Origin of the sequence: Pseudoalteromonas aquimarina (assembly GCF_049257255.1) — a bacterium.
Lineage (GTDB): Bacteria > Pseudomonadota > Gammaproteobacteria > Enterobacterales > Alteromonadaceae > Pseudoalteromonas.
The window spans coordinates 60,421-87,265 of the sequence record NZ_JBMMUG010000008.1 but is presented as its reverse complement, the minus strand read 5'-3'; the positions used below and the strand labels follow the sequence as shown (position 1 = coordinate 87,265).

Here is a 26,845-nt window from a genome sequence, read left to right as displayed (position 1 = left end):
TTATCTGAATAAAAAACAAACAAACGCTTTAACTTTATAGAGATAGCAAAAGATTCTATGCGTTTGATCAAGTTTAGGATCAATGTATTTAAGAGAAGATCGCTTTCTGCTGAAACTGCGGTTTTTATTTCAAAAATTAAGTAAAAAAATGCCTCAACAAGTGAGGCATTTTTTAAAGCGTTGAATTACCACATGATGTCATCTGGAATTTCAAAGTCCGCATACGGGTCATCTTCGTCTTTCTCGTTATTTTCTGGCTCAGCATGCAGCACAATGTATTTTTCGTCTACTTCCGCTATTTTGCGTGCTGGCTCATCTGGTAAGACATAAAACTTACCTTCTAGATAACAAATCGCCAACAGACCTTTTACTAATTGTTTGTGTGTGATTTCGTTTACGTCTAGCTCTTTAATTTTACTTTCGAATGTAAAGTTAAAGGTAACATCCCCATTAATTTCGTCTTGATTATGATGCTCAAGAATTTGCTTCACACGTGCAACTTGCTCTTTTTCTTTTAACTCAGCTTGTTTTTGCGCGTTTACTTCAGCTGCTTTTTTAACTTGCTCAGCTTTAGTTTGCTCAATGTGCTTTTGCAAATCGGTTGGGTTACTGGTTGCGCCTTTTTTCTTTTTCTTTTTGTTTTGTTTACGCTTTTCGGTATTCGCAACCTTCATTTTATGCTCAGTAGTAAGGCCTGCTTTCAGCAACTGATCTTGTAATGAACCCATGATTAATTCTCTTAATAAACAATTAGTGGTATTTTATAACAGCCATTCACCTGATGTGAAGCGAGGTTAACTTAAATCAAAGAAAAGTTAACTTAGATTAAAGCTAAGTAGTTAAAACTAAGATACAATTTGCTTGTTATAAACAACGCTCTCACACCATGAAGTTTATACATTTATTACTATGCTCGGTTTTTACGTTTTTTGTACTGTACGGACCGCAACCGATTTTGCCTTTGCTTGCAAAGTCCTATCAGTTAACGTCAGCTAAAGCAGGATTATTAATGACAGTGACCATGTTACCGCTGGCAATTGCGCCTTTGGTTTATGGTTACTTATTACTGCGTGTTAATTCACTTTCGCTACTTAAAGTTGCCCTATTGCTACTCGCAATCAGCAGCGCACTTTTACCGCTTGCACAAAGCTTTCAGCAGTTACTTGTTATTCGGTTTTTACAGGGATTACTACTTCCGGCTGCACTGACTGCAATGACCTCATACATTGGTGAGCATTACCGCTATAGCTACTTAAGTAAAGCGGTAACAAGCTATATTTTAAGCACCATCGCAGGCGGATTTTTAGGCCGAGTAGTCAGTGCATCTATCAGTGAATATACTCACTGGCAGCTTTACTTTTATCTACTGGCTATTGTTTTATTGTTGTTATCACTGAGCCTTGCAAAGGCAAAAGTGCGAGATTATGTAGGCCAAAGAAAAGAACCTGCTTCACTTAAAGAAAACATACACAAGGTTGCTAAAGGCGGCACTCTGTATGTTTACAGTGCGGTGTTTGGCATGTTTTTTTGCTTTACCGCACTATTAAACTACCTACCATTTATTTTGCAAAATGATTACCACTTTACCAGTTCAAAAGACATCGGCTTAGTATATTCAGGTTACTTAATCGGAGCCTGCTTTTCTCTTTTAAGTACACGACTTCAACATTTAGCAAAAGGCAAAATAAATTTACTGGTGATTACCTTTGCAATTTATGCGCTAAGTATTAGCAGTTTATTCTCCGTTCAGTTTACGTTGTTTTTTATTGGCTTTACGGTTTTTTGTGCAGCTATGTTTGTTATTCATGCCAGCGCATCTGCGCTGCTTAATCAAGTTAGCCGAGCGCCAAGCTCATTAACTAATGGCATTTATGTCTCTTTTTATTATTGTGGTGGCACCTTAGGCTCGTTTTTACCAGGGCTGATATATCAACACTTTGGCAAAAACGCATTTTTACTGACGTTGCTGCTGGTTTGCATCATTTCAGGGTTGTTAGTCACTCAGTTTAAACGTTTACAAGTCAACTAGTTCAACGCTGTGATTGGAGTATTCAAACACTTTAAGTAAGTCGCTTTTTTGCATTAGCCAAGTTTGCGTATTTTCAAAGGGGTGACAATGAAATAAATCCGCCTGCCAAAGTTGACTATCAACCCACAACTGCACAGCATTATCTTTGTCATTTAAAAGCGCCAACATAGATACACAACCAGGTTTTACTCCAAGATGCTTGGCTAAACGCTCATTTGATGCAAATCCCAAGCGTGATAACCCTTGCGCTTTTGATAACGCTTTTAAATCTACTTGTTTATTGGGTGAGGTAATGAGTAAAAAATGGCGCTTGCCGTAATTATCCCGCAAAAAGAGATTTTTTAAGCGCGTACCAGGACGCTCAAGTAATAAACGGTCTGCTTCTATGGCTGTGTGCAATGCTGGGTGAGATATTTTCTCGCAATCTATATTCAGCTTGGAAAACACATTTTCAAGCAATGAAATATCAGTCATCACAACGTCCACTCAGCCTTACACTGTAATCACGCCATTTTACTTCTTCAATTTGATAGCTTTGTTGGCAGTAATTTTGTTTTTTAAGTTCCGCCTCTAGCTGCATTGCGGCTTTGTCTTCTAAATCCATTTTTAACGACGATGAATCAATAAAGTTTTCTTGCTGCAAAAGCTTTTTTATTTCTGATTTTGTTAGTTGGCGTTTTTTGTTGATAAGCTTTGCCGACCCAGCTTTTACCGTAACCAAATACGAAAATAATTTTGCGCCATCTTCCGCAGTAACGGTTTTTAATTGTTGATTGATGATTTCAAAGTCTTCTGGTTCGGGTTTCGACTTTGCACAGCCAATAAGCACTGAAAAACACAGCGTTAGTAAAATAAGTTTTGTCATTAACGGTTCCATAATGCAGAAGGTAATTTTAAAGTTAAGCACGCCATGGTTGGCGGAAAATATTCAGAAAAGGCCATTGAGTGCCAATTATCTTCAAACATATCAATTAGTACTAAACCATTATCCAACTGACCTTTGATTTGCTCTTCAAATGAGTGACTAAACACCAGTGGTTCATCTTGCTCTTTCAATAAAGCTAATTCTTCTTCAGAAAGGTTATTAATATCACTAAACGGTAGTTTATGGCGCACTTTGGTCACGCCTTTTTCTGCTTCAAACCAATCAAATATGTATGCAGCAGGATTAATAAAGCCACTTAGCAAACGGCCATTTTCTTTTAAAACACGCGCAGCTTCTGCCCATAAATTGGAAATGTCTGGCACAAAATTATTTGAACAAGGGTGAAAAATAAGGTCAAAGCTTTCATTTTCAAAACAGCTTAAATCTGTCATATCGCCTTTAACTGTTTTAAGCGTTAGCCCATCACGCTTGGCAACAAGTGCATCTTGCGCAAGTTGGTTTTCAGATAAATCGAACACAGTTACATCAGCACCTGCGGCCGATAAAATTGGCCCTTGCTGACCGCCTCCTGAGGCAAGACACAGAACTTTTTTACCTGTTAAATCACCAAACCAACTGTGTGGCACACTTTTATGTGGTGTTAATACAATAGACCAATCGCCATTTCGCGCAGCTTCCACTTGTGAGCTTGTGACCGGTTGTGTCCATTCATTATTTGCTTCTACCTGTTTATTCCAAGCATGGTTGTTATAATTTTTAATATCCATTGGTCTCTCTCGCACAATTAATGTGCAAACAAGCTAAAATTACCTTTTATGCTACAAAAAATACTTGACCAGTGATAGAAAAAAAATTAAAGTTCTCGCCGTTCAAAAGCAACACGCTTTAGAATGTCCTTTTTTGGAATGTGGGGCTATAGCTCAGCTGGGAGAGCGCCTGCCTTGCACGCAGGAGGTCAGCAGTTCGATCCTGCTTAGCTCCACCACTTTCCAACCTCTTATTTTTAAATTCAATATCTACTATTTCAAATAAAAATCTCTTGTTTCATTTATCTTGATATAATGCGCTAAAATCATATTTTTACTGCTTATTATGTCCCCTGAAAAGCAAAGTTTAACGTTTTTACACATTGCCGTATTACTGTTTGGCGGTACTGCTCTATTTGCTAAATTAATTGGCCTAAATGCACTCGACATTACAGTTTATCGCACCGCCATTGCCGCTGTTGCACTCACCGCTTTCTTAATATTAACCAAACAAGCTATTCGACTAAGACAGCTTCGCGATTATGGCATTGCCATAATGCTTGGTATTGTTGTGGGTCTACACTGGGTTACTTACTTTGCAGGTATGCAAATGGCGGGCATTACCATTGGTATTATCGCATTTTTTACCTACCCGGTAATGACGGTATTTATGGAGCCGCTGTTTTCTAAACGGCTACCTCACCTGCAAGATGTATTTATTGCCATTATGGTGTTACTCGGTATTTACCTCTTAGTGCCCGAGGCAAATTTAGGCAATCAAGTTACTTTAGGCATTGTCACCGGAGTGTTTTCAGGTTTTTTATTTGCGCTTCGTAATATTTTGCAAAAGCGCTACTTTGTGGGCTATTCAGGGCCGCAAACAATGCTTTATCAGGCGCTAGTTGCCAGCATTATGCTATGCGCCTTTATCGAAGTGCCGATTAATCAAGTAGCTGAAAACGATCTCTATTTATTATTGCTTGTTGGGGTTGTTTTTACTGCTGCACCTCATGCGTTTTTTGCTGCTAGTTTGAGGCATTTAAGCGCTAAAACAGCAGGGCTAATTTCTTGCTTGCAACCTTTGTATGCTAGCTTCTTCGCATTTTTACTGCTCAATGAACATATAACCTTAACTACATTGATTGGTGGTACTTTAGTTATCAGTGGTGCTTTTTTTGAAACTTACTTAGTCAACAAACAAGCTAAAGCGGCAAAATAACTAACCTCAGCTTGGCTTAAGAAGTTAACTATAGTGAATCAAAATGAGATCAATCTTGATTGATTTCAAAGTAATTATGCCGCTTATACTCTAAGCTGTGGTAAGTTAATTGCGAGATAAACTAGCGCACGATTTTGACTAAGTGTGAGAAGGGTTTGGTTTATGAAAGTTTTTGCCCACAGAGGTGCCAGTGGCTTGTATCCTGAAAATACGCGTTCAGCTATTCTTGCCGCTTTAGAGCTTGGAGTTGATGGCATTGAAATCGATATTCAAAGCACATTAGATGGATTTGTGGTTATCCACGACACTTGGTTAGATCGCACCACGAACGGTCAAGGAAAAGTAAATAAGCTAAGCACAGCAGAAGTACAGCAGTATGATGCAGGGGAAGGCCAATCAGTCCCCTCTCTTGAACAAGTATTTCATTGGGTTCACGATAACACTTTACTTAATTTGGAACTCAAACACACTTTTGCACTCGATAAATTTGTCACCTTGATAGAGCAAAATGTGCAGTCAGGGTTTCTCTCTCGCGAAAATTTATTAATTTCCTCTTTTGATCACCACCAGCTTAAGTGGCTCAAACAGCATTTACCTTGGGTAAAAATTGGTGCATTAACTAGCTCAATCCCACTAGGCTATAGTGAATTCGCCGAGCGATTAAATGCCTATAGCGTACATGTTGATAAAAATTTCATTAATCACGAGTATGTTGCTGATGCAAAAGCGAGAAACCTTAAAGTTTTTGCCTATACTGTAGATAAACAGGAAGATATTGAGGACATGATGTCGCTTGGTATTGATGGTATATTTACTAACTACCCATCAAAAGCACAAAACCTCCTCTTGCAAAAATCAACTTAACTCTGGATGTTCATGTAAAGAGTTAATTTAGGGGCACTCAATGGACCAAAAAGAGCAGCAAAATTTGTTTTGTTTTCGTGAAGAAGCAGCCCGCCTCTTACTTTTATGCAATACCCAATTAGCACTTAGCGTTACACAAAGTGATGGTGATATTTTATCGCTTAGTACAGTTTTTCAGGATCTTGCAGCGATTTGCAGCCAATTAGAAAATGAAAAAAGCACTTCGTCGAAATTAGATGACTTGCACCAACAGATCCAGCACAGTGTTAATAATGGCGTTATGGCTTTCCAGTTTTATGACCGATTAACACAACAGTTATCGCATATTCAGCAAACGATGGATCAATTAAGCCATTTAATTCAAGATAGTGAAAACTTAGCCGATGAAGATAAGTGGCTTGCGCTACGCACCCATTTAAAAAATAGTTATTCCATGGAGTCTGAACATCAAATTTATGACGCCATTATGGAAGGTAAAACAAAACAGCAAGCACTTGAGATATATCACCAACTAGAACAACAACAAGGTGATGATGATATTGAGCTTTTTTAAATGGTAAAGGTCATTTAAGGCATGCAAAATGAGTTCTTTATATATGCAATTATACGAAACAATTGAAAAAACCTTTTTCTTCACATTAACCCGTAAAATCTTTGGCAATCTAAGCTTTCTATTTGCCTTTCAAGTTATTACGTTAGTTTGGCTGTATCAAGAACTGACTGATAACGGGCATATTGATATGAGCTATTGGATTATCGCGTTAATCAGTATTGGCAGTTTCTTTTTTACCTGCTTTTACATGCATTTTTTAATTGTGCGCCCAGTCAATGCTTTAAAGAAAACACTGACAGATATCAATGAAAAAGGTGCTGATTTAGCAACCCATTTACCCCAGTTTACTTTTGATGAATTTCGTGAACTCAGCGAGCAATACAATACCTTTGTCTCGCGTTTAGAAGCGCTATTAAAACAGGTCTATGAAAAAGCAGAGCTTGCTGAAATGACCAATCAAAATGTAACTAGATCGATGACTGAAACTAACCGTATTGGTGAAGAGCAATTAGTACTTAGTAATACCATTTTTACCGCCAGCGAAGAAGTTAGCCAAAGCCTTAATCAAATTTCGCAAAATACCCAAATGACCTTTGATGCGAATGTAGAGAACCTGAGTAAAGTTCACACATCGGCCAGTGAAATTGGCAATTTAGTTACCAAAATCCAACGTATGACAGAACTACTAAGCAGCTTTGCTGACACGGTTGGCGGTTTAAAAGAAAACTCAGATAACATTCGCAAAATCCTCACTATGGTAGAAGAATTTTCGGATCAAACGAACTTACTTGCACTTAATGCGGCAATTGAAGCCGCACGCGCAGGAGAAGCAGGTAGAGGCTTTGCTGTTGTTGCTGACGAAGTACGCTCGCTTTCAGTAAAAGTAAATGACGCCACACGCCAAATTAATGATTTTATTAACCAAATGAATACGTTGGTTAATGAAACCAACAAAGAAACGGAGCAATTGATTGAGCAATCAAGCAGTGCTGAAAGCTCCATCGCCAGCACCAGTGAAGTATTTAATCAAATGACTAAAGAGTTAGAGAGTAACCAATCACAACTACAAGAGATTGTGGCAGCTGTACACCAATTAGAGCATACACAGCAGCAAACCCATTCATCGGTACAGCAAATTGTTGAGCTTGGTTATATCGCAAAAGACAATATCGCCAATGCCAATGAAAATAGCCGCGAGTTACAGTGCCAAACCTCTGATACTAAGAAAGATCTAGAGCAATTTATTTAATTCAATTTTCTAGAGAGGGTTATGCCCTCTCCACATCAAATGCAATAACATCAGAAATACGCTTTGCATTAAGCGCTAACATTAATAACCTATCGACCCCTAATGCAACACCAGAACATTGCGGTAAACCATGTGAAAGGGCTGCAAGAAAGCGCTCATCAACAGTTACTTCGGCCAAACCCTGCGCTTTACGTTTGTTGTTATCATCAATAAAACGTTGGCGCTGCTCATCGGCTTCGGTGAGTTCATCAAACCCATTGGCTAACTCCATACCTTTAAAGTACAGCTCAAATCGTTCCGCAACGCGTTTATCATCTGTGTTTAGTTTTGCCAGTGCCGCTTGCGATGCGGGAAAGTGATAAACAAAACAAGGCGTTTGTTGACCAATTTTAGGCTCAATACACATGCAAAATAGCAGCTGCAATAAGGTATCTTTATCATTCTCTTGCTCTGCAATATGATCAAACCCCTGCTGCTTAGCAAGTTGTGTTAAATCTCTGATAGATGCTGTTAAAGGGTCGCACTGTAAATGCGTTATAAATGCTTGCTGATACGAGATTCGCTCTGCTTTTTCTGAACCCACTACCGCAATCATTAAATCATCTATTTCATCCATTAATTGCGCGGCATTAAACCCGGGGCGATACCATTCGAGCATGGTAAATTCAGGATTGTGATGACGGCCCGCTTCTTCATTGCGAAAGGCTTTTGCCAGTTGAAAAATCGCGCCAGCCCCCGCAGCTAGCAAACGCTTCATGGCAAATTCAGGCGATGTTTGTAAATAAAGCGGTAGTCCTTTAGCAAAGCCTGGACCAACAAACTGGGTACTAAAACTAGCTAGGTGAATATCGGTTACGCTTGCTTGTGAAAGGCTTGGTGTTTCTACTTCCATCACATTTCGTGCATTAAAAAAATCACGAATGGTTTTTAGCAAGGATGCGCGTGCTTTTAAGTTTTCAATCGATGCGCTTGGTTGCCAGTTTATACTCATTTTTGTATCGCCTAAAATAGATCTAAAACAAAAAAATCCCAGCGCTTGCTGGGATTTTCTTTGATTAAATACTTAATCAAAATTACTTTTGTGCACGACCAACGTATTCGCCAGAACGTGTATCCACTTTAACTACTTCGCCAATTTGAACGAATAGAGGAACACGTACTACAGCACCCGTTGTTAGTGTAGCAGGCTTACCACCTGTACCTGCAGTATCACCTTTTAGACCTGGATCTGTGTCTGTGATTTCAAGCTCAACGAAGTTTGGCGGTGTTACAGAAATTGGGTTACCGTTCCACAGTGTAATAGTACATGTGTTGTTTTCAACTAACCATTTAACGCTTTCGCCAACTGCTTTTTCGTCAGCAGCAACTTGCTCAAATGTTTCATTGTTCATGAAGTGCCAGAATTCACCGTCTGTGTATAGGTAATCTAATTCGATATCCATTACGTCAGCAGCTTCAACACTTTCACCTGATTTAAATGTTTTTTCTAACACTTTACCAGAAATTAGCTTACGAACTTTTACACGGTTAAATGCTTGGCCTTTACCCGGTTTTACAACTTCATTTTCAAGAATTGAACAAGGCTCGCCATCTAACATAAATTTTAGGCCGCCCTTGAACTCATTGGTGCTATAATTCGCCATCGTTTCCTCTATCGAATAATTTTTTACATAACTGATCGGCTAATGATACAAAGAATTGAAGCAAATTTGCAGACTAACTGGCAAAAAGAATTAGCAAATGCCATTTCTGACCCAAAAGCGTTGCTTAAGTTACTGGAAATTGACTCAAAAAATCTCAGTGAAGATATTGCCGCACGCAAACTTTTTGCAATGCGTGTACCGCTTCCTTTTATTGCCCGTATGGAAAAAGGAAACCTTAGCGATCCACTACTTCGTCAAGTTTTACCATTAGCCCAAGAGTTTGAAACTCCCCCAGGGTATACCAATGACCCACTTGAAGAGCAGAATAATAGCACTCCGGGGTTATTGCACAAATATAAATCTCGTGTGTTACTGATTTTTCGTGGTGGCTGCGCAATTAATTGCCGCTATTGTTTTCGCAGACATTTCCCCTACCAAGATAATCACCAAAATAAACAAGGTTTGTTAACTGCGCTTGAGTACATTGCAAAGCACTCTGAAATTAACGAGGTGATACTCAGTGGTGGTGACCCACTCATGGCCAATGATGAAGCGCTCTTTTGGTTTGTTGAGCAACTAGAAGCGATTAAACACGTTACGCGATTGCGTATTCACTCGCGTTTACCTGTGGTAATCCCTGCTCGGATCACAGATGCCTTTTTAACTTTACCCACTCACACTCGCTTAAAACTTATTTTGGTTACTCATATCAACCACGCCAATGAGATTGATGAAGTATTAACAACCAAATTAAAAGCAGTAAAAAGTGCGGGATACACGCTACTCAATCAAGCTGTGTTATTGAAAGACATCAACGACAGTGCTTTGGCGCAAGTTGCGTTATCTGAAAAACTATTTGAAGCGGATGTATTACCTTATTACCTCCACTTATTAGATAAAGTGCAAGGGGCACATCATTTTGCTGTATCAGATAATGAAGCGGTAAAACTTCACCAGCAGTTATTAGCTGAATTGCCTGGCTTTTTGGTGCCTAAGTTAGTACGTGAAATTGGGGGAGAAAAGAGTAAAACGCCCATTGATTTAGGCATGTATCAATATTAAAGCGCTTTTTAAAAGCGAATGCATAGTAAGAAGCAAACAAAAAAAGTAAACCCCCACAAAATGCTGGGGCTTTACTTCGGGAGCTTAGAAAATAACTCTTAGTTTAATAATAAACTTCAAATGTACGTGTTAAATACTACACATACACATCAATATTATTACCTAAGCTTGCAGTTGGCTTACTTGGGCTTGGCAGCGACTGCATGGTTTGCGTTGCAGCTTCAATTAGAGCAAGCGCTGCTTTACCATCTGCCTGTTGCTGACGCTTTGCGAGTGATGCGCTAAGCACTTCAGCACTTTCACTGCTATTCATCGTCGGCAAACTTGCACCTGATATATTCATCATGACCTCACCTGTAAATTAAACTGTGTTACTATATCGGCCAAGTATAGTTAGACTTTAGTAATTTTTTATCATGAATTTGGTTATTTCTGAACTTAATAACAATCTAAAAGTATTATATCGCCAAGCTATTGATGCAGATGGCAAATTAGATGCGCTTCAGCAGCAAGGTAAAGGCAAGTTTAAAACCTTATTTAATGACGATAGTGGCTTTTCTATTGAAGCTAAACGTTTTAAACCTTATGTGCTTGAAGTTGCAAGTGAGGTTGAAGCTTTATCAAATCAAGAAGAGATAGACCAAGCATTACTAAAAAGTGTTGTGATTAAAATGCAGCACTTGCATCAGTTATTAGCCAGCTTTAAGTAACTAGCCTATAATTTAAATAGTAATGTTTTTCTTGAGGTTGTTATGTCTGCCGTATCACCCGTTACAGCAGGGAGTGAAATTGCCGTTTCAACAACATCTAAGCTAACGCCTAATAATAACAATGTCGAAAATGACATTGGACTTACTGGGTTTAGCCAAGACGTGGTTAATATTTCAAAATTGGCAAGAGAAAAACAACAGCAATCTCAACTTTCAACTGAGCAAGAAATCAAACAGATCCAAACTGATGTGATCCGTGTCACCAGCACAATTGGCCAGTCAAAAGCAGCTGGTAATTTAAGTGAATCACAAGCTGATAAGCTTTATAAAAAAATAGCAGCGCTGTTATAACGCTGCTTATCTTTACTTAGTGAGCATTCACTTTTGGTAGAAGTTCATTTTCAAACCAGTCTGTAATTAAGCGTTTATCATGCATAAACTCTTCTTCACGACCGCGGCGAATTTTATCCATAAAACTCATATCTTTTAAATCTGCATCGCCTTTATCAACCACCTTGCCATTTGCATCAGTTAGCGCGTAACTAAACTTAATTTTTGGAAAGTAAATTGGTTTTACAACACGAATTTCATTGGCAGCACCAAATCGTACATCACCAGCTAAATCAATATCGTTCACTGTTACACCTAACTTGTAACCTTCTGGTAACTGCTCTGCTAGTTTTTGAAAGTGCTTAGTAAATTGTTTTTCAACTCGTTTATGGTAGCCTCCACGCGCTTCATTTGAAGGTCTGACATCAGTAAAGTCGTTAAACTTTCCATAAGTAACACTTGCCTCACCTGCAAATGCTGAAACAGATGACATTGATACAACACTGAATAAAAGTACGTTGACTAATTTCATAAGTTTTCTCCTAGAGCTGGCAAGTGCCGCAATGCTACTTGCTTTATCAGTTTATAATTATTATCAATCCTGATGATTAATATACGCTTAACAAATCAAAATTTCATAACTTTAATCAATTAACATTACATAACAGGCTCATTTTTATCATTTTATTGCCCAAATAAAATTGTTGAATTTGTGAAAAATATTAAACCAACTAAACTTTAGATTATGTCGCATCAAAAGTACTTTTTACAGATAACGGCGATTGCTGTAGATAATTAAAAGGATATAGTTATGAGTTCGTTATTAATCGTTGAAGACGAACAGATTGTTGCTTTGAGCCTCAAAATTGAGCTTGAATCTTTGGGCTATCAGGTAGTTGGTATTGCTAATAACGAAAACGAAGCCATCACCCTCTTTAAAGAAAAACAACCCGATCTTGTCCTTATGGATATAAATTTAGAGTCTGGTGGCAGTGGTATTAATGCAGCGAAGCAAATCAACGAAATTAAAAATGTTCCCATTATTTATGTTACTGCTTACGCCAACGATGACATTATAGCCTCAGCAAATACTGCAAACCCTATTGGCTATATTGTTAAGCCCTACAATCTTAGAGAAGTAAGAGCGGTTATTGAAACTGCGCTAAATCGGTTTAAATATGAGGATGAAATAACCTCATCTGAAGCCCGTTTAAAACTTGCAATTGAAGCCGCCAACTTAAATGTATGGGAATATAACCCCGAAGCCGAACACCTTGTTTTTACTGGTACCGAAATGCTGCAAAAGTACTTTGGACACTTAAGCCCATTACCATTTAATGAATTTTTAAGCATGGTGCATGAGCAAGACAAGTGGAAAATAGAATCTTTATTAAAAGACGGGCAGAAGTCTAATTACAAAATCAGAATTTATTCCCCTTTAAGCAATGAGCAATATTGGTTTGAGGTATATACCAGCGATATCAAACTACAAAGTGGCGAAGCCTCAATTGGCGCCATGAAAGATGTAACTGAAACAGAAACCTATATTCGCGAATTAAAGATTTCTAAGTCGGTATTCAGCCATATTGCAGATGGCATAATTGTGCTTGATAAAACAGGTAAAATCACTAAAGCCAATCCTGCTTTTTGTAAACTTATTGGCTACCAACTGTCAGATATTATTCAAAAAGATTATCACAATATAATTAAGCGAGAGCGTGCTGACGAAAGCCATAGCATTCCCCTTGATGAACTTTGCTCCCAGAGAGAAGAAACCTTTAAAACAGCGTCAGGTGAATTATTTTATGCATTAGTAAATGGTCGCTTAATCACACATCATGACCAAAATGATGAGTTAGTAATGATAGTGACAGATATATCCGAACTCAAAATGGCCGAGCGAAAATTACAATACCAAGCTTATCGTGATGAACTCACAGGTATGTATAACCGCACCTATATGAACCGCGCCTTTGCAAACCCTCACGAGTTTTTTGACTCAGGTAAATTTACATTAATGTTTATAGATTTAGACTCGTTTAAACTGATAAATGATACTTATGGTCATTCTTACGGTGATGCTATCTTGACTGATTTTGCCTGGCGCTTAAAGCATCTATTTCGCTCATCCGATATTATGATACGCCACGGTGGTGATGAATTTGTATTAATGCTCGACGGTCAATTATCAAGACAAGATGTTACGCGTATTGCTGAATCAATAAATCACGTAATTTCAGAGCCTTTTAAAGGGCAAGATGTGTCTATTTCACTAACTTGCTCGATTGGTATTGCACAGTGGGATGACAGTATAAAAGATACCGCAGATCTGATGAAACGGGCAGATATTGCAATGTATGCAGCCAAAAATAATGGTAAAAACGAATTTAAATTTTACCAAGACGATATGGGGTGTTCCGCTCAGTATCAACTGTTTTTGGAGCAAGGCTTAAAACAAGCGATAGAAAACGATATTTTAGAACTTTGGTTTCAGCCTATTTTTGATCATCAAGGTCAAATCACCAGTGCTGAAGGGTTATGTCGTTGGCGTGATAAAGCAACCGGCTTTATTTCACCCAGTGACTTTATTCCTGTTGCAGAAGCAAGTTGGTTGATTTTCCCTTTAGGCGAGTTAATGCTGCAAAAAACCTGTGATGCACTAAAGGAAATACACGGCAAAAGTCACAAAAATATTAAGCTTGGACTCAATTTGTCAGCCAAACAACTTTCTAACCCATCATTACCCACTCGATTCAAAGAAATAATTACGAGCAATCAGATTGCAGCAAGCCATATCACGCTAGAAATAACCGAAACAGCGTTAGCTGATTCACCTGCACGCGAAACCATTAGACAATTAAGAGAGATTGGTTTTTCAATCGCCCTTGATGACTTTGGCAGAGGTTATTCATCGCTAGAATTACTGCAGCAGTTTGAATTAGATATTTTAAAAATTGATAAAGTGTTTATTGATGGAATTCCTGAAGACAGCAAAGCCAAAAAAGTGTGCGAGCATATGATTAATCTGAGCAAGTCTCTTGGCTATAAAGTTGTTGTAGAAGGTATTGAATCTGAAAAACAAAGTCATTATTTTGCAAAGGATTCTGAAATTTATCAACAAGGTTTCTACCATGCTAAACCTTTGTCGCTTGCATCGTTTATAGAGCTACTAGAACAGCGCGTATTAACCGTTGAGTAGCACCTTATATATCACTCAAAACACTAATGAACGTGTGACAAGTCAAACTTGAATTGGAAATGAGAGAATCCACCTATCTCACTTTCTACTTCTATTTCACCATTTGCCTGCTTAGTAAATAAGTGGATGAGGGTATGCCCTAGGGAGTTGGCGTTATCAAACTCAGTCAGCTCAAATCCCACTCCATTGTCTTTAATCGATAACACCAATTCATTTTCAGACACATTTGCACTAATTGTTACAAGGCCGCCTTCATTTTTATTTGGGAATGCATGCTTTTGAATATTGGTTAGTATTTCATTGATTACAAAACCAATTGGGATCATCATATTAATCGGTAAAAACGTGGGGGTGGTAGGAAGTGCTAACTCAACTTTATATGGCACATGATTAATACCATCCAACAAGATTAACTGTGCTAATTTGGATATGTATTCTACTGCATTTATTTTCGAGCTATCTTCTTGCTCGTATAGTAATTGATGTACTAACGCAACCGACCGTATGCGCTGCTGACAAGCCAATAGTTCAGCCCCAGCACTCTCAGGCACATGCTGCTGCTGTAACTTCAGCAAGCTCATAATTACCTGTAAGTTATTTTTAACACGGTGATGTATTTCATTCAGTAACATGCTTTTCTCTTCAAGCATGGTAGACAAACTATCATTCGCAGCCAGTAATTTTGATACATCTGATACAGTAGCTAAATAATTGACTTCAAGATTGTCGACATAACGTGTAATACGTAGCTCAACAGGTAATGCGTGTTCATTATGCTGTAACAGCGCTTGAAATGGCTTAGTCGTGGCATTATGAATTGTTAACTCATCGACTTGTTTGCTAATTTCTTGCTGATCTTGCTTTGCAAACACCTCTATAAAGTTGCAAGGGCTTTGCCCATGAGTATAAGGAGCCAACATATCGATGGCTTTCGCATTTAACCAGTCGATACGCCCATCTTTTTTAAATAAAATTATGCCTTCAGATACATGATTTACTACTAATTTGAATTTTTCTTGGTTTTCTAGCAATTGCTGCTCAAAACTTTTCCGCTCACTAATATCATGTGCTGAACAAATAAAGGTACTCGTTGTATCTGAATTGTCGTTTAACCTTGCTATAACCACATCAACAGCAATCTTTTCACCTAACACTTCAATTTGTCCATCAAAGTGCTGTTCCTCGCCTGTCTCTGTCAATTTATTAAGCGCATTTTTAAGGCGTTTAAAAGTTGGCTTATCGCTTAGCCATACACTTGTATTAAAAAGGTTTGGGCTTATTTCACCTTCATGCAAAGCATAGTTTGCCGTAATCACATCCCCTTTTTCATTTATGATTGCCACAAACGAAGAAAGGCCTTTAAGAATATTAGTAAAGAAAGCAAGCTCTTGATTAAGCAGTGTTATTTCTCGCATATCGCGAATAATGCTAATACTTTGAAACTCATCATTTGCTGCAAAACTGCCGATAGCTATTTGCAGTGGTATCTCTTGTTGATATTTGTCGACACCCATTACGCTGCGTCGATCCATCATATTTTTAGATTGCGTTCGGTTGGTGAATTCTTTGCGATATTTTTTATGTACTTTATTTAATGAGTGCGCCATTAAGTCTTCAATACGCTTCGTATTAAATTCGCTTTGTGAATAACCAAATAAGGTTTGCGCGGCTTTATTCGCGGCCAAAATATTACCTTGATTGTCAGCATGGATAATACCGTCAGGAGTGGCATCAAAAAGTTTTGAAAATTTATCAACCGACATATTAAGCTTATTAATATACCAAACAATCAGAGAGGTAAACGCGATAATCGCAACACAAATCAAGACCGAGAATGAGTAGCTATAAACTAATTGCATTTCAATATCTTGTAGAAATTTTTGATTCACGACTCTTACTTTAGGTAATACTTGCTCAACGATATTGTTGACGGCTTCTGATGCAAATGAATCATCTACTTTAACTAATTTATCAAGCTCGCTTACCGTAAGTTGACCTGAGTTAGCAAAGTGCGTTTCCATATTAAAGTTATATTCAATAAGCGTGGCTTTAAGTACATTTAAGCTTTCAATAACCTCTTCATCTTTCGAAAACTGACTAATATCTTCAATCAACAAAACCGCCTTTGTATAGCTAACTTGTGCATCTAAATAATATTGCTGCTTCTCACGTATCACATAATTTTTGAAGTGATGAATAAACCCTGAGTAACCAACAGTGCGCTCAAGTTCATGAAGCTTAATTAACAACTCAGTATTATGGTTAATGGTTTGAGATAACTCTGCTTGCGCTTGCTTCAATGAATGCGCATCATAAAAGGTTGTGCCAAGGACAAAAATATTACATAGCGCAGAAATGAATAGTATAAGGTTTATTTTAAGTGTCTTAGTCATACCACGTTTCCTGAGTATCCGTTTACAAGGCAGTACAACTAATAAGTATTGGTAACTTTATAAATTAAATCAATTTTCTCATTTTTAAATATAAAAAAAACCAGCAATATGTGCTGGCTTTTTTTGACAAGTTGGTAACTTGGGAGGTGATTACATCATACCGCCCATGCCACCCATACCGCCCATACCACCCATATCAGGTGCAGAAGATGCGTCTTGTGGTACTTCAGCAACCATTGCTTCAGTTGTGATCATAAGACCTGCAATTGACGCTGCAAATTGTAGCGCTGAACGTGTTACTTTTGTTGGATCAAGAATACCCATTTCTAACATGTCATTGTATTCGCCTGTTGCAGCGTTGTAACCAAAGTTACCTTCACCCGCTTTAACTGCGTTCACAACTACTGATGCTTCATCACCTGCGTTAGAAACGATTTGACGAAGTGGTGCTTCCATTGCACGAAGTGCAACTTTAATACCGTGATTTTGGTCCTCATTGTCACCTGTTAGGTTTTCAATCTTGCTAGCAACACGTACTAGAGCAACACCACCACCCGGTACAACACCTTCTTCAACCGCTGCACGAGTTGCATGTAATGCATCTTCAACGCGGTCTTTCTTCTCTTTCATTTCAACTTCAGTAGCAGCACCTACTTTGATAACTGCAACACCACCAGCTAGTTTAGCTTGGCGTTCTTGCAGTTTTTCTTTGTCGTAGTCAGATGTTGCTTCTTCGATTTGTGCTTTAATTTGGTTAACACGTGCATCGATTGCACCTTGCTCGCCAACACCATCGATAATTGTTGTATCATCTTTAGTGATAACTACGCGCTTCGCTGAACCTAAATCTTCAAGCTGTGCTTTTTCTAGGTCAAGGCCAACTTCTTCAGAGATTACTGTACCGCCCGTTAGAATTGCGATGTCTTGTAACATTGCTTTACGACGGTCGCCAAAACCAGGTGCTTTAACCGCCGCAACTTTAACGATACCGCGCATGTTGTTAACAACTAATGTTGCTAGCGCTTCGCCTTCTAGATCTTCAGAGATAATTAGTAATGGCTTGCTTGCTTTTGCAACAGCTTCAAGAGTTGGTAGAAGCTCACGAATGTTAGATACTTTTTTATCTACAAGTAGAATAAATGGGTTATCTAGTTCAACTACACCTTTCTCAGCGTTGTTGATGAAATATGGTGATAGGTAACCGCGGTCGAACTGCATACCTTCAACTACGTCTAATTCGTTTTCAAGTGCTTGACCGTCTTCAACAGTGATAACACCTGACTCACGACCAACGCGCTCCATTGCATTTGCAATGATGTCACCGATTTCAGTGTCTGAGTTAGCTGAAATAGTACCAACTTGTGCAATTGCTTTAGTGTCTGCACATGGAACTGAAAGTGCTTTAAGCTCTTCAACAGCTGCCGCAACTGCTTTATCAATACCGCGCTTAAGATCCATTGGGTTCATACCCGCAGCTACTGACTTAAGACCTTCATTTACGATTGATTGTGCAAGTACTGTTGCTGTCGTTGTACCGTCACCCGCTGCATCATTTGCTTTAGATGCAACTTCTTTAACCATTTGTGCACCCATGTTTTCAAACTTGTCTTCAAGCTCGATTTCTTTCGCAACTGATACACCATCTTTAGTAATTACTGGTGAGCCGAATGACTTGTCTAAAACAACGTTACGGCCTTTTGGACCTAAAGTAACCTTAACTGCATCTGCTAAGATATTTACACCCGCAAGCATTTTAGCGCGAGCATCACCTGCAAAACGTACTTCTTTTGCTGCCATGATTTAATTCCTTAAAATTCTGTTAAAACCGATAATTTAAAACGAAAAATTAACCAACAATACCTAAGATATTGTCTTCACGCATGATCAAGTATTCTTGACCTTCGATTTTCTCAGTTTTTTCTACGTAAGAGCCGAAAAGAACTGTGTCACCAGCCTTAACTTCTAGTGCACGTACTTCGCCGTTCTCTAACACGCGGCCATTGCCCGCTGCAACAACTTCACCACGTGAAGATTTTTCGGCAGCCGAACCTGTAAGTACGATACCGCCTGCTGATTTAGTTTCTTCTTCAAGACGCTTTACGATAACGCGATCATGTAATGGACGAATGTTCATTATGGTTTTTTCTCCTGATTTAATTTTCTATCTCAGAAATAAGGCCGTGTGGCCCAAAAAAGTTAGTTATGCAATTTATGGGGATGAAAAAATAGATCCCAAGGGGTTTATTGCAAATTTTTTAGTCTTTTCGCTCAAACTCACCCTCTAATGTATTAGACAGCTTATCTGAATGAATATGAGTTTCAGTAAATTGCTCACGCTCAGGTGACTGAGTGTGTGTGAAAGATGAGTAATAAAAGCCACCACCTTGCTGTGGATTGGTCATTTTCACCTTAGCTTGCGACATTAAGTTAGCAGCAAGACGCTTTCGCACAACCGGGGTTAATAATAGAAAGCCGAGTACATCCGTCATAATGCCAGGCGTTAATAACAATACACCGGCAATAATCACACATAATCCAGCAAATAGTTCTTCTGCTGGCATTTGCCCTTGCGCCATTTGTACTTGCACGTTTCTTAACGCATCTGTGCCTTGTTGCTTTACTAATTTAGCACCCACAAAAGCGGTAATAATAACGAGCGCAATGGTACTCCAGCCACCAATCACTTCACTCACTTGAATAAGTAGGGCTATTTCAACAATCGGGATAACAATAAAAAGAAAAAATAAGGCTTTAAACATAGCGCTTCCTTAATAATAGATGAAATGAATATTGGGGTTTTCAGGTCTTAATTCAAGCTTAGAAAAAACACAGCTTAAAGAATCTCTCTTTCGCTGTTATCTAATCACCCTGTTTTAATGATCATTAACGATATTTAATGTATAAAATGTGAGACTTACACATTTACCTAAGGTTCAGTATGGCAAATTATCAATTAGTGCTAACAACGTGTGCAAAAAAGGAAGACGCGCATATCATTGCAAAAACACTATTAGAGAAGAAACTTGCTGCCTGTGTAAATGTCTTACCACAAATTGAGTCTTTTTATATGTGGCAAGGTAAAATGGCGCAAGATACGGAAATTAAGCTGTTTATTAAGACCCAAGCAGTTAAAACTCACGTATTAATCGACACATTAAAACAGATCCACCCCTATGATGTGCCAGAAATTCAAGTGATTAATATCACCGATGGCAATGACGAATATTTTAGTTGGATAGACGAGGTACTCGCGTAATGCGCTTTATAACTTTTGGCTGTGTGTTGTTGCTAAACACCCTTTTTGCCTTTTTAGGTCAACCGGCAAACGCCGATACAACCTTTAATGATCTGATCAATACCAAACAGCCACAGTTTTTAAAAGTCGAAGATGCATTCAAAATCGACTTTGATCAGCAAGGCCCAACGTTATTTATAGGCTGGGATATTGCCGATGGTTACTACTTATATAAAGAAAAGCTCGAATTTGTTGCCAAAGGCGCTGATTTAACACTGCCCAAATTGCCAAAAGGTACAGACCACGAAGATGAATACTTTGGCAAAACAGAAGTATATTTTAATGAACTCACTACAGTATCTAAACTTGATAACGTGGTTGAGGGTGCATATGTAAAAGTACGTTATCAAGGCTGTGCAGAAGCTGGTTTATGTTATCAACCTGTGATTGTGGAAATTCCACTTACTGCATTTCAAAGTTCAACAGATGATAAAGCGACAAATGCAAGCATTTCAGAAGCACCTGCAGAACCCTCAAATGAATTAGATGGTGAGTTATCACTTACTGACAAATTAAACCAACAAAGCTTGCTTACAAATTTAGCCATCTTTTTTGCGTTAGGTTTAACACTTGCTTTTACGCCATGCGTATTCCCAATGTTCCCTATTCTTTCGAGCTTAATTGCAGGTCAACAAGGGTTATCAACTAAACGCGCTTTTACCTTATCTTTTGTATATGTCCAAGGTATGGCAATCACCTATGCATTACTTGGTTTAGTGGTGGCATCACTTGGTGGGCAAGTGCAAGGGTATATTCAACACCCTGCAGTACTAATTAGTTTTAGCATTTTATTTGTATTGTTAGCACTTTCAATGTTTGGCTTATATGAATTTAAATTGCCAGAAAGTTGGATGACGCGCTTAACTCAATTGTCTAATAACCAAAAATCAGGTAACTACTTTGGTGTATTTATGATGGGCGTGTTGTCAGGGTTAATTGCTTCACCTTGCACTACAGCACCTTTGTCTGCCGCACTATTATATGTTGCGCAAAGTGGTGACTATTTTGTCGGTGGCATTACGCTGTATGTGCTAAGCCTAGGCATGGGTATTCCACTGCTATTGTTAGGTACCTCTGGCGGTAAGTTATTACCAAAAGCGGGCGCTTGGATGGAGCAAGTAAAAACCTTGTTTGGTTTTATTATGCTAATGGTGCCGCTGATTTTATTAGAGCGCATCGTACCGTGGCATATTATTGTGATGATAGGTTCAGGCTTATTATTAGTAACCGGTGTTTACCTTTATTACTGGCATACTCTTACGACTAATAATAAAGGCAAAACTGCACTATGGTTGGCATCGTTTGTTTTGGTATTTAGTGCACTCTCGTCAATTAGCAACCAAATTTGGCCAACTGCAACCATTACAGCTAACGCGAATGCCAAAGCAGATGTGCATGGACAATTTATCCATGTCGTAAATGTTGATGAGCTAGAAATTGAAGTAGCCAAAGCCAGTGAGCAAGGAAAACTAGTGATGTTTGATTTATATGCTGACTGGTGCGTGGCATGTAAAGAATTTGAAAAATACACTTTTCCAAATGCTAATGTGCAAGCAGCTTTTAAAGATTATGTGCTTATTCAAGCTGACTTAACGGAATCAAACGCTACAACCATTGCCTTTATGGAACGTTTTGATGTATTTGGTCTACCAACTATTTTATTCTTTGACCGCCAAGGCAAAGAATTACCAAATGAGCGAGTAACCGGCTTTCAAAGTGCTGACGAGTTTTCAGCCCATCTCACAAACCTTTCTAATAAATTCTAACTACCTCGGTCTAATCAGCGCCTGCTGATTAGACCAGTATTTTGCTGCTATATTCTGCGAACTCTCTATAATAAGACGCCATCGTGAGAAAAACTTGCTATTTACCACAACTAACCTTAAGTTAAACGTGGATTTTATAAAAAATAGCAAACCTCAATGATTTAATAGGAAGTTCACGAAAGATGACTGCACGTTTACGAGTTTTAGTAATAAATGGCCCAAATTTAAATATGCTGGGCAAACGCGAACCAGAAATATACGGTGCGCAAACACTAGCTGAAATCATGCAAGATTTAACTCAATATGCAGACTCTCAAAACGTGGCACTGACACACTTTCAGAGTAATAGCGAAGCTGAATTAATAACACATATTCATTCAGCTTATGAACAGGTTGACTTTATTATTATCAACCCAGCTGCTTTTACTCATACCAGTGTGGCATTACGTGATGCACTGTTAAGTGTATCAATTCCTTTTATTGAGGTTCATTTGACAAATATTTATCAAAGAGAAGCTTTTCGCCATCACTCCTATTTTAGTGATGTAGCAAAAGGCGTACTCTGCGGATTTGGTGCGAGCGGTTATAAAATGGCAATAGATGCCATCTTAGCCGATCGCTAAACACACATTTAAATAAATTATTAAAAAGGCGGGTCGTTAGAATGGATATTCGCAAAATCAAAAAGCTTATTGAACTTGTTGAAGAATCTGGTATTGCTGAATTAGAAATCACTGAAGGTGAAGAGTCAGTACGTATTAATCGTCACAGCTCTGCACCAATGGCAGCACCAATTCATTATGCGGCGGCGCCAGCTGCAGCACCTGTAGCAACGGCTCCAGCTGCAGCACCTGCGGCAGCAGCTTCAGAAGAAGCAGCGCCAGCGGTTGTTTCTGGTCACCAAGTAAAATCTCCAATGGTAGGTACTTTCTACCGTGCATCTTCACCAGAAGCTCCTTCATACGTTGAAGTTGGCGATAAAGTAAATGTGGGTGACACATTATGTATCGTTGAAGCAATGAAAATGATGAACCAAATTGAATCTGATAAAGCTGGTGTTGTTAAAGCAATCTTAGTAGATAACGAAGATGCTGTTGAGTTCGACCAACCACTATTTGTAATCGAATAATACACGCAGAAGGCAACACTTATGTTAGATAAAGTTGTAATTGCAAACCGAGGCGAAATCGCCCTGCGTGTGCTACGTGCATGTAAAGAGCTCGGTATTAAAACCGTAGCTGTTCACTCTACTGCAGACAAAGACTTAAAACACGTTTTACTTGCTGACGAAACTATTTGTATTGGTAAGCCAGCAGCATCTGAAAGTTACTTAGATACAACTCGTATTATTGCTGCAGCAGAAGTAACCGATGCAGTTGCAATTCACCCTGGTTACGGTTTCCTTTCTGAAAATGCTGATTTTGCTGACCAAGTTGAGCAAAGCGGCTTTATTTTCATCGGTCCAAAAGGCGATACAATTCGTTTAATGGGTGACAAGGTATCTGCAATCGAAGCTATGCGTAAAGCGGGCGTACCGTGCGTACCAGGTTCAGATGGCCCACTTACAGATGACAATGAGCGCAACAAGCAAATCGCAAAGCGTATTGGTTACCCTGTAATCATCAAAGCAGCGGGCGGCGGCGGTGGTCGTGGTATGCGTGTTGTTCGTAGCGAAAAAGAGCTTATTGATTCAATCGCATTAACACAAACTGAAGCAAAGCAATTCTTCAATAATGGTATGGTTTACATGGAAAAATTCCTTGAAAACCCTCGCCACATTGAAATTCAAGTACTTGCTGATGGTCAAGGTAATGCGATTCACTTAGGTGAGCGTGACTGTTCAATGCAGCGTCGTCACCAAAAAGTAGTGGAAGAAGCGCCAGCACCAGGTATTACTGCAGAAATGCGTAAAAACATTGGTGAGCGTTGTACACGCGCATGTGTTGAAATTGGTTACCGCGGTGCGGGTACGTTTGAGTTCTTATACGAAAACGGCGAGTTCTACTTTATTGAAATGAATACGCGTATTCAGGTAGAACACCCAGTAACCGAGATGGTTACAGGTATCGACCTAATCAAAGAGCAATTAAAGATTGCAGCAGGTCAACCGCTTTCAATTACACAAGATGATATTGTAATTCGTGGCCACGCGATTGAATGTCGTATCAATGCGGAAGATCCTGAAACATTTATTCCATCACCAGGTAAAATCACACGATTCCACCCTGCTGGCGGTCTAGGTATTCGTTGGGATAGCCACATTTATGCTGACTACTCAGTGCCACCTCATTACGATTCAATGATCGGCAAGCTAATCACCTATGGTGAAAACCGTGACGTAGCAATTGCTCGCGCTAAAAACGCACTTAACGAATTAGTAATTGATGGTATTAAAACCAACACCCCACTTCACAAGAAAATTCTTGCTGATGAAAACTTCCATAATGGTGGCACAAACATCCATTATCTAGAGAAGAAATTAGGGTTATAAACCCTTAGAAAAAAGCCAGCTACCGCTGGCTTTTTTGTCACTTATTATTGTCTTTAGCCCAAGCGAACATTAAATAATCAATTGATAAATAAAATACATTTTTTACCGAATTGGTTAGTGACAAGGCTTATAAAACTTTTTATACTTCATCCCGCTTAGTTATCATACTTGATAAATAACGCGTCTAAATGGCCCTATAGCTCAGTTGGTTAGAGCACCCGACTCATAATCGGTAGGTCCCTGGTTCAAGTCCAGGTGGGGCCACCATTTCCTCTTCTAGAAGCCTTTAAACATAAGCTTTTAGGGGATATATAAAAGTATTTTTACACCTTTTTTTACACCCTTATAAATTACCATTAGTTTAACTCTCCGTCTATTAGTCGATGAAATAGCTCTTTCAGCTTAGGTTCTTCTGATTCAATTTTATCAACCATTTTGTCTTTTAATTTACTAAGCGCTGAAATGCTTAAATTTGCATATGCTCTACCTATGTCAGAAGGTGTGCGCCCAATACATTTCTCTTTTTGAGCTTCAGACGCGCCAACCGCCATCAATAGGTCTTCAACTAAATCTCTAATCGTGTGTCTAGTAAAGCGCTTAATATCTTCTAATTGTTCCGGTGAAAAGTTCGATTTTAACAAAGACTCTTTTACACGATTAAAGGCATTATCAAAATTAGCAACCGATTGCCCTTTTATCTTGGGGCTTTCAAAGATAAATCTAAGATCGCTATTCAACCCCTTTGTTTGGTTTAATCTTTTACTTTGACTTTCTTTTTCCTGGCGGAGAATATCTAATAAGCTCTTTGGCACAGGGTGCCTTTTGAAACTTGTTTTACTTTTTTCATTAGGCAACTCGATACATTTATCATCAAACTTAACTTGGCTCCATTCTATATCCACTGCATCGTTATTTCGGAAGGAGGCCAGCAACTGAATAATCATACTTAGGCACAATTGATACTCATGTTGCTTAAACGACTCAGTAATAAAAGCTGATACAGTAGATAATAATGGTGGTTGGTTGTCAGTTTTATCAGCTCGCGAGCGCTCACCTTTATTCACTAGCTCTTGAACATCTAATTTAATATTCATCATGCTTTTCGCTTTTGTAATCGCAGCTTTGATTATTTTAATTACTTCATTTCTGTCTGAGGGTTGTCTTGATGCGACTGAGCGATCTAGAAAGTCCTGTTTAAAGCTCTGAGGGCAATAATTGGATAATAGTTTTTCACCCCAAGAACCCTCAAAATAACGCTTTTGCATTCTTTCTATTTTGCGAATTTTATCCTTACTAGATCCTTGTTTTGCCAAATCTAAAAGCTCATTAAATGTATTTATCTCTCTATACTCACCCCTTAGTAGATAATTAAGATCTTTCCACGGCATCTTTGCTTTAATTCTGCTTAAAAAACGCTTATGAGCGCTAATTAATAAATCGATATCTTTATTTGAGAAAGTATGATCCCAAGAATACTCAATTAATTTGAAATATTGATCGTGTTTGTTTTCCCTAATTTGTATAAGCTTTTTCTTTTTACCAACTCTAATAGACATCCCTTTCATACCTGGCAGCACTGCTGCAACATTTAACTTTAAAGATGAGTTTAAGAACTCAAGCACTTTATCTGAATCATTTTCTCTACTGCTAATAACAATATCAGGCTTCGAAGTTTGATCTTTTCCAAGAGCTTTTTGTTCAACATTAGGTTTGCTCTCTTCCATGACTAAAGTCGTAGTTTCTTTTTGTTTTGGTTCAATCCATCTTGATGCTTTATGTTGATTAAAAAACAAAGCCGCTTGAGGATGGAAAAACCATTCACATGTGTCAGGACAATGAATACCCTCAAGCTGCTGACTTTTAGCTAAAGATATTATTAATGGGTGAGGTAATTTAAGCTTTTGAACTATTTCATCAAGCGTTAACCAAGCACAGCAAACTTCACTGTGCTGTGATTCATTCGAATCATTCTGGTTAATTATGTAGCTCAAATCTAGTGCCCAAATACTAAGATGGACACCTATTATTAAGCATAAAGGAAAATTAAAGAAAAATAGATTAAGCAGTAAAAGTTTCGTTATTTATATTCTGAGAGAACAAAAACAGCAGTTTGCTGCAAGCAAAATGCAATAAAAAGCGCATCAGCATGATGCCAACAAGCGCGTAATTTTAGTTGTCAGCATGACAAATCAAATGAAGCCGCGCTATCTACAGCTGGTCTGTAGTACCCGCATTTTCGTTTTGCCTTCAGCAAAATTCGCTAAGAGTTTGTAAAACTCGAAAGCGAACCTCAGCTTTCGTTAGAAAGCAGCACGTTAATAGTGGCTAAATGTTTTGTAAAAACAGCCACAATTAAAAACGGGCGAAAAGGCGGGTACTACAGAGCGTAGCTCGTTAGATAGCGCGAGCA

At 38.6% G+C, this 26,845-nt stretch carries 27 protein-coding genes and 2 tRNA genes; 16 read left to right on the top strand and 13 right to left on the bottom strand.

Annotated elements, in window-relative coordinates:
- Positions 1 to 185 precede the first annotated feature (185 nt).
- Positions 186 to 728 (bottom strand): DUF2058 domain-containing protein, encoded by a 543-nt coding sequence (locus AAEU29_RS18500; protein WP_421974695.1) that lies wholly within the window; start codon positions 726 to 728, stop codon positions 186 to 188.
- A 158-nt stretch (positions 729 to 886) separates the two neighbouring features.
- Between AAEU29_RS18500 and AAEU29_RS18495 the strand changes: the two genes are divergently transcribed.
- The gene (locus tag AAEU29_RS18495; RefSeq protein ID WP_421974694.1) at positions 887 to 2,029 is read left to right on the top strand and encodes an MFS transporter; all 1,143 of its coding nucleotides are present in this window, start codon (positions 887 to 889) and stop codon (positions 2,027 to 2,029) included.
- Here the strand turns inward: AAEU29_RS18495 and AAEU29_RS18490 are convergent.
- Genes AAEU29_RS18490 through AAEU29_RS18480 form a run of 3 tightly spaced genes read right to left on the bottom strand, consistent with a single transcriptional unit; the run spans position 2,015 to position 3,682 of the window.
- Positions 2,015 to 2,506, bottom strand: coding sequence for a prolyl-tRNA synthetase associated domain-containing protein (locus tag AAEU29_RS18490; protein ID WP_421974693.1), 492 nt, complete (start codon positions 2,504 to 2,506; stop codon positions 2,015 to 2,017). The genes AAEU29_RS18495 and AAEU29_RS18490 overlap by 15 nt on opposite strands.
- Positions 2,496 to 2,894, bottom strand: coding sequence for a hypothetical protein (locus AAEU29_RS18485; RefSeq protein WP_421974692.1), 399 nt, complete (start codon positions 2,892 to 2,894; stop codon positions 2,496 to 2,498). The genes AAEU29_RS18490 and AAEU29_RS18485 overlap by 11 nt, the downstream gene beginning before the upstream one ends.
- A complete protein-coding gene (locus tag AAEU29_RS18480; RefSeq protein ID WP_421974691.1) occupies positions 2,894 to 3,682 on the bottom strand; it encodes a class I SAM-dependent methyltransferase in 789 nt (262 codons plus the stop codon). Before AAEU29_RS18480 ends, AAEU29_RS18485 begins: the two co-directional genes overlap by 1 nt.
- Before the next feature lie 142 nt (positions 3,683 to 3,824).
- Between AAEU29_RS18480 and AAEU29_RS18475 the strand changes: the two genes are divergently transcribed.
- The 5 genes from AAEU29_RS18475 to AAEU29_RS18455 all read left to right on the top strand — a co-directional run bounded on the left by AAEU29_RS18475 (position 3,825) and on the right by AAEU29_RS18455 (position 7,546).
- Positions 3,825 to 3,900, top strand: a tRNA-Ala gene (locus AAEU29_RS18475).
- Positions 3,901 to 4,007: 107 nt separating this feature from the next.
- On the top strand, positions 4,008 to 4,880 hold the full coding sequence (locus AAEU29_RS18470; RefSeq protein ID WP_421974690.1) for a DMT family transporter: 873 nt from the start codon (positions 4,008 to 4,010) through the stop codon (positions 4,878 to 4,880).
- Between the two features lie 162 nt (positions 4,881 to 5,042).
- Entirely contained in the window at positions 5,043 to 5,744 is a 702-nt protein-coding gene (locus tag AAEU29_RS18465) for a glycerophosphodiester phosphodiesterase (RefSeq protein ID WP_421974689.1), read from the top strand.
- Positions 5,745 to 5,784: 40 nt separating this feature from the next.
- Complete coding sequence (locus tag AAEU29_RS18460; protein WP_421974688.1) at positions 5,785 to 6,297, top strand: hypothetical protein; 513 nt, start codon at positions 5,785 to 5,787, stop codon at positions 6,295 to 6,297.
- A 28-nt stretch (positions 6,298 to 6,325) separates the two neighbouring features.
- Complete coding sequence (locus AAEU29_RS18455) at positions 6,326 to 7,546, top strand: methyl-accepting chemotaxis protein (protein ID WP_421974687.1); 1,221 nt, start codon at positions 6,326 to 6,328, stop codon at positions 7,544 to 7,546.
- 19 nt (positions 7,547 to 7,565) lie between these two features.
- On the opposite strand, the gene epmA is transcribed toward AAEU29_RS18455, so the two are convergent.
- Positions 7,566 to 8,537, bottom strand: coding sequence for an elongation factor P--(R)-beta-lysine ligase (gene epmA / locus AAEU29_RS18450; protein ID WP_421974686.1), 972 nt, complete (start codon positions 8,535 to 8,537; stop codon positions 7,566 to 7,568).
- Between the two features lie 82 nt (positions 8,538 to 8,619).
- Complete coding sequence (gene efp, locus AAEU29_RS18445; protein ID WP_274762120.1) at positions 8,620 to 9,189, bottom strand: elongation factor P; 570 nt, start codon at positions 9,187 to 9,189, stop codon at positions 8,620 to 8,622.
- A gap of 42 nt (positions 9,190 to 9,231) precedes the next feature.
- Here efp and epmB point away from each other — a divergent pair, with 42 nt between their 5' ends.
- Positions 9,232 to 10,251 (top strand): EF-P beta-lysylation protein EpmB, encoded by a 1,020-nt coding sequence (gene epmB, locus AAEU29_RS18440; protein WP_421974685.1) that lies wholly within the window; start codon positions 9,232 to 9,234, stop codon positions 10,249 to 10,251.
- Positions 10,252 to 10,387: 136 nt separating this feature from the next.
- On the opposite strand, the gene AAEU29_RS18435 is transcribed toward epmB, so the two are convergent.
- Entirely contained in the window at positions 10,388 to 10,594 is a 207-nt protein-coding gene (locus AAEU29_RS18435; RefSeq protein ID WP_274762148.1) for a hypothetical protein, read from the bottom strand.
- A 73-nt stretch (positions 10,595 to 10,667) separates the two neighbouring features.
- On the opposite strand from AAEU29_RS18435, the gene AAEU29_RS18430 reads away from it, so the two are divergent.
- Both AAEU29_RS18430 and AAEU29_RS18425 read left to right on the top strand, forming a co-directional pair.
- A complete protein-coding gene (locus tag AAEU29_RS18430) occupies positions 10,668 to 10,961 on the top strand; it encodes a prephenate dehydrogenase (protein ID WP_421974684.1) in 294 nt (97 codons plus the stop codon).
- 42 nt (positions 10,962 to 11,003) lie between these two features.
- Positions 11,004 to 11,312: a hypothetical protein gene (locus tag AAEU29_RS18425; RefSeq protein WP_421974683.1), complete on the top strand. Its 309-nt coding sequence runs from the start codon at positions 11,004 to 11,006 to the stop codon at positions 11,310 to 11,312.
- A 16-nt stretch (positions 11,313 to 11,328) separates the two neighbouring features.
- Here AAEU29_RS18425 and AAEU29_RS18420 read toward each other — a convergent pair whose 3' ends face one another.
- Entirely contained in the window at positions 11,329 to 11,823 is a 495-nt protein-coding gene (locus AAEU29_RS18420; RefSeq protein WP_421974682.1) for a DUF3016 domain-containing protein, read from the bottom strand.
- A 279-nt stretch (positions 11,824 to 12,102) separates the two neighbouring features.
- On the opposite strand from AAEU29_RS18420, the gene AAEU29_RS18415 reads away from it, so the two are divergent.
- The gene (locus AAEU29_RS18415) at positions 12,103 to 14,490 is read left to right on the top strand and encodes an EAL domain-containing protein (protein WP_421974681.1); all 2,388 of its coding nucleotides are present in this window, start codon (positions 12,103 to 12,105) and stop codon (positions 14,488 to 14,490) included.
- Positions 14,491 to 14,513: 23 nt separating this feature from the next.
- Here AAEU29_RS18415 and AAEU29_RS18410 read toward each other — a convergent pair whose 3' ends face one another.
- The 4 genes from AAEU29_RS18410 to AAEU29_RS18395 all read right to left on the bottom strand — a co-directional run bounded on the left by AAEU29_RS18410 (position 14,514) and on the right by AAEU29_RS18395 (position 19,642).
- Entirely contained in the window at positions 14,514 to 16,883 is a 2,370-nt protein-coding gene (locus AAEU29_RS18410; protein ID WP_421974680.1) for a histidine kinase dimerization/phosphoacceptor domain -containing protein, read from the bottom strand.
- A gap of 150 nt (positions 16,884 to 17,033) precedes the next feature.
- Positions 17,034 to 18,680, bottom strand: coding sequence for a chaperonin GroEL (groL, locus tag AAEU29_RS18405; RefSeq protein WP_421974679.1), 1,647 nt, complete (start codon positions 18,678 to 18,680; stop codon positions 17,034 to 17,036).
- A 49-nt stretch (positions 18,681 to 18,729) separates the two neighbouring features.
- Complete coding sequence (locus AAEU29_RS18400; RefSeq protein ID WP_421974678.1) at positions 18,730 to 19,017, bottom strand: co-chaperone GroES; 288 nt, start codon at positions 19,015 to 19,017, stop codon at positions 18,730 to 18,732.
- Positions 19,018 to 19,138: 121 nt separating this feature from the next.
- The gene (locus AAEU29_RS18395; RefSeq protein WP_421974677.1) at positions 19,139 to 19,642 is read right to left on the bottom strand and encodes an FxsA family protein; all 504 of its coding nucleotides are present in this window, start codon (positions 19,640 to 19,642) and stop codon (positions 19,139 to 19,141) included.
- A 179-nt stretch (positions 19,643 to 19,821) separates the two neighbouring features.
- On the opposite strand from AAEU29_RS18395, the gene cutA reads away from it, so the two are divergent.
- The 6 genes from cutA (at position 19,822) to AAEU29_RS18365 (ending at position 24,702) form a co-directional block, all read left to right on the top strand.
- A complete protein-coding gene (cutA, locus tag AAEU29_RS18390; RefSeq protein ID WP_421974676.1) occupies positions 19,822 to 20,139 on the top strand; it encodes a divalent-cation tolerance protein CutA in 318 nt (105 codons plus the stop codon).
- Complete coding sequence (locus tag AAEU29_RS18385; RefSeq protein ID WP_421974675.1) at positions 20,139 to 21,944, top strand: protein-disulfide reductase DsbD; 1,806 nt, start codon at positions 20,139 to 20,141, stop codon at positions 21,942 to 21,944. Before cutA ends, AAEU29_RS18385 begins: the two co-directional genes overlap by 1 nt.
- A 182-nt stretch (positions 21,945 to 22,126) precedes the next feature.
- Positions 22,127 to 22,567 (top strand): type II 3-dehydroquinate dehydratase, encoded by a 441-nt coding sequence (aroQ, locus tag AAEU29_RS18380; RefSeq protein WP_421974674.1) that lies wholly within the window; start codon positions 22,127 to 22,129, stop codon positions 22,565 to 22,567.
- Positions 22,568 to 22,608: 41 nt separating this feature from the next.
- Positions 22,609 to 23,073 carry an acetyl-CoA carboxylase biotin carboxyl carrier protein gene (accB, locus tag AAEU29_RS18375; RefSeq protein ID WP_421974673.1) on the top strand — a complete coding sequence of 155 codons (465 nt, stop codon included), beginning with the start codon at positions 22,609 to 22,611 and terminating at the stop codon, positions 23,071 to 23,073.
- Positions 23,074 to 23,094: 21 nt separating this feature from the next.
- The gene (gene accC, locus AAEU29_RS18370; RefSeq protein ID WP_421974672.1) at positions 23,095 to 24,435 is read left to right on the top strand and encodes an acetyl-CoA carboxylase biotin carboxylase subunit; all 1,341 of its coding nucleotides are present in this window, start codon (positions 23,095 to 23,097) and stop codon (positions 24,433 to 24,435) included.
- Between the two features lie 190 nt (positions 24,436 to 24,625).
- Positions 24,626 to 24,702, top strand: a tRNA-Ile gene (locus tag AAEU29_RS18365).
- Between the two features lie 89 nt (positions 24,703 to 24,791).
- Here the strand turns inward: AAEU29_RS18365 and AAEU29_RS18360 are convergent.
- Positions 24,792 to 26,426 (bottom strand): site-specific integrase, encoded by a 1,635-nt coding sequence (locus AAEU29_RS18360; protein ID WP_421974671.1) that lies wholly within the window; start codon positions 26,424 to 26,426, stop codon positions 24,792 to 24,794.
- Between the last annotated feature and the right edge of the window lie 419 nt (positions 26,427 to 26,845).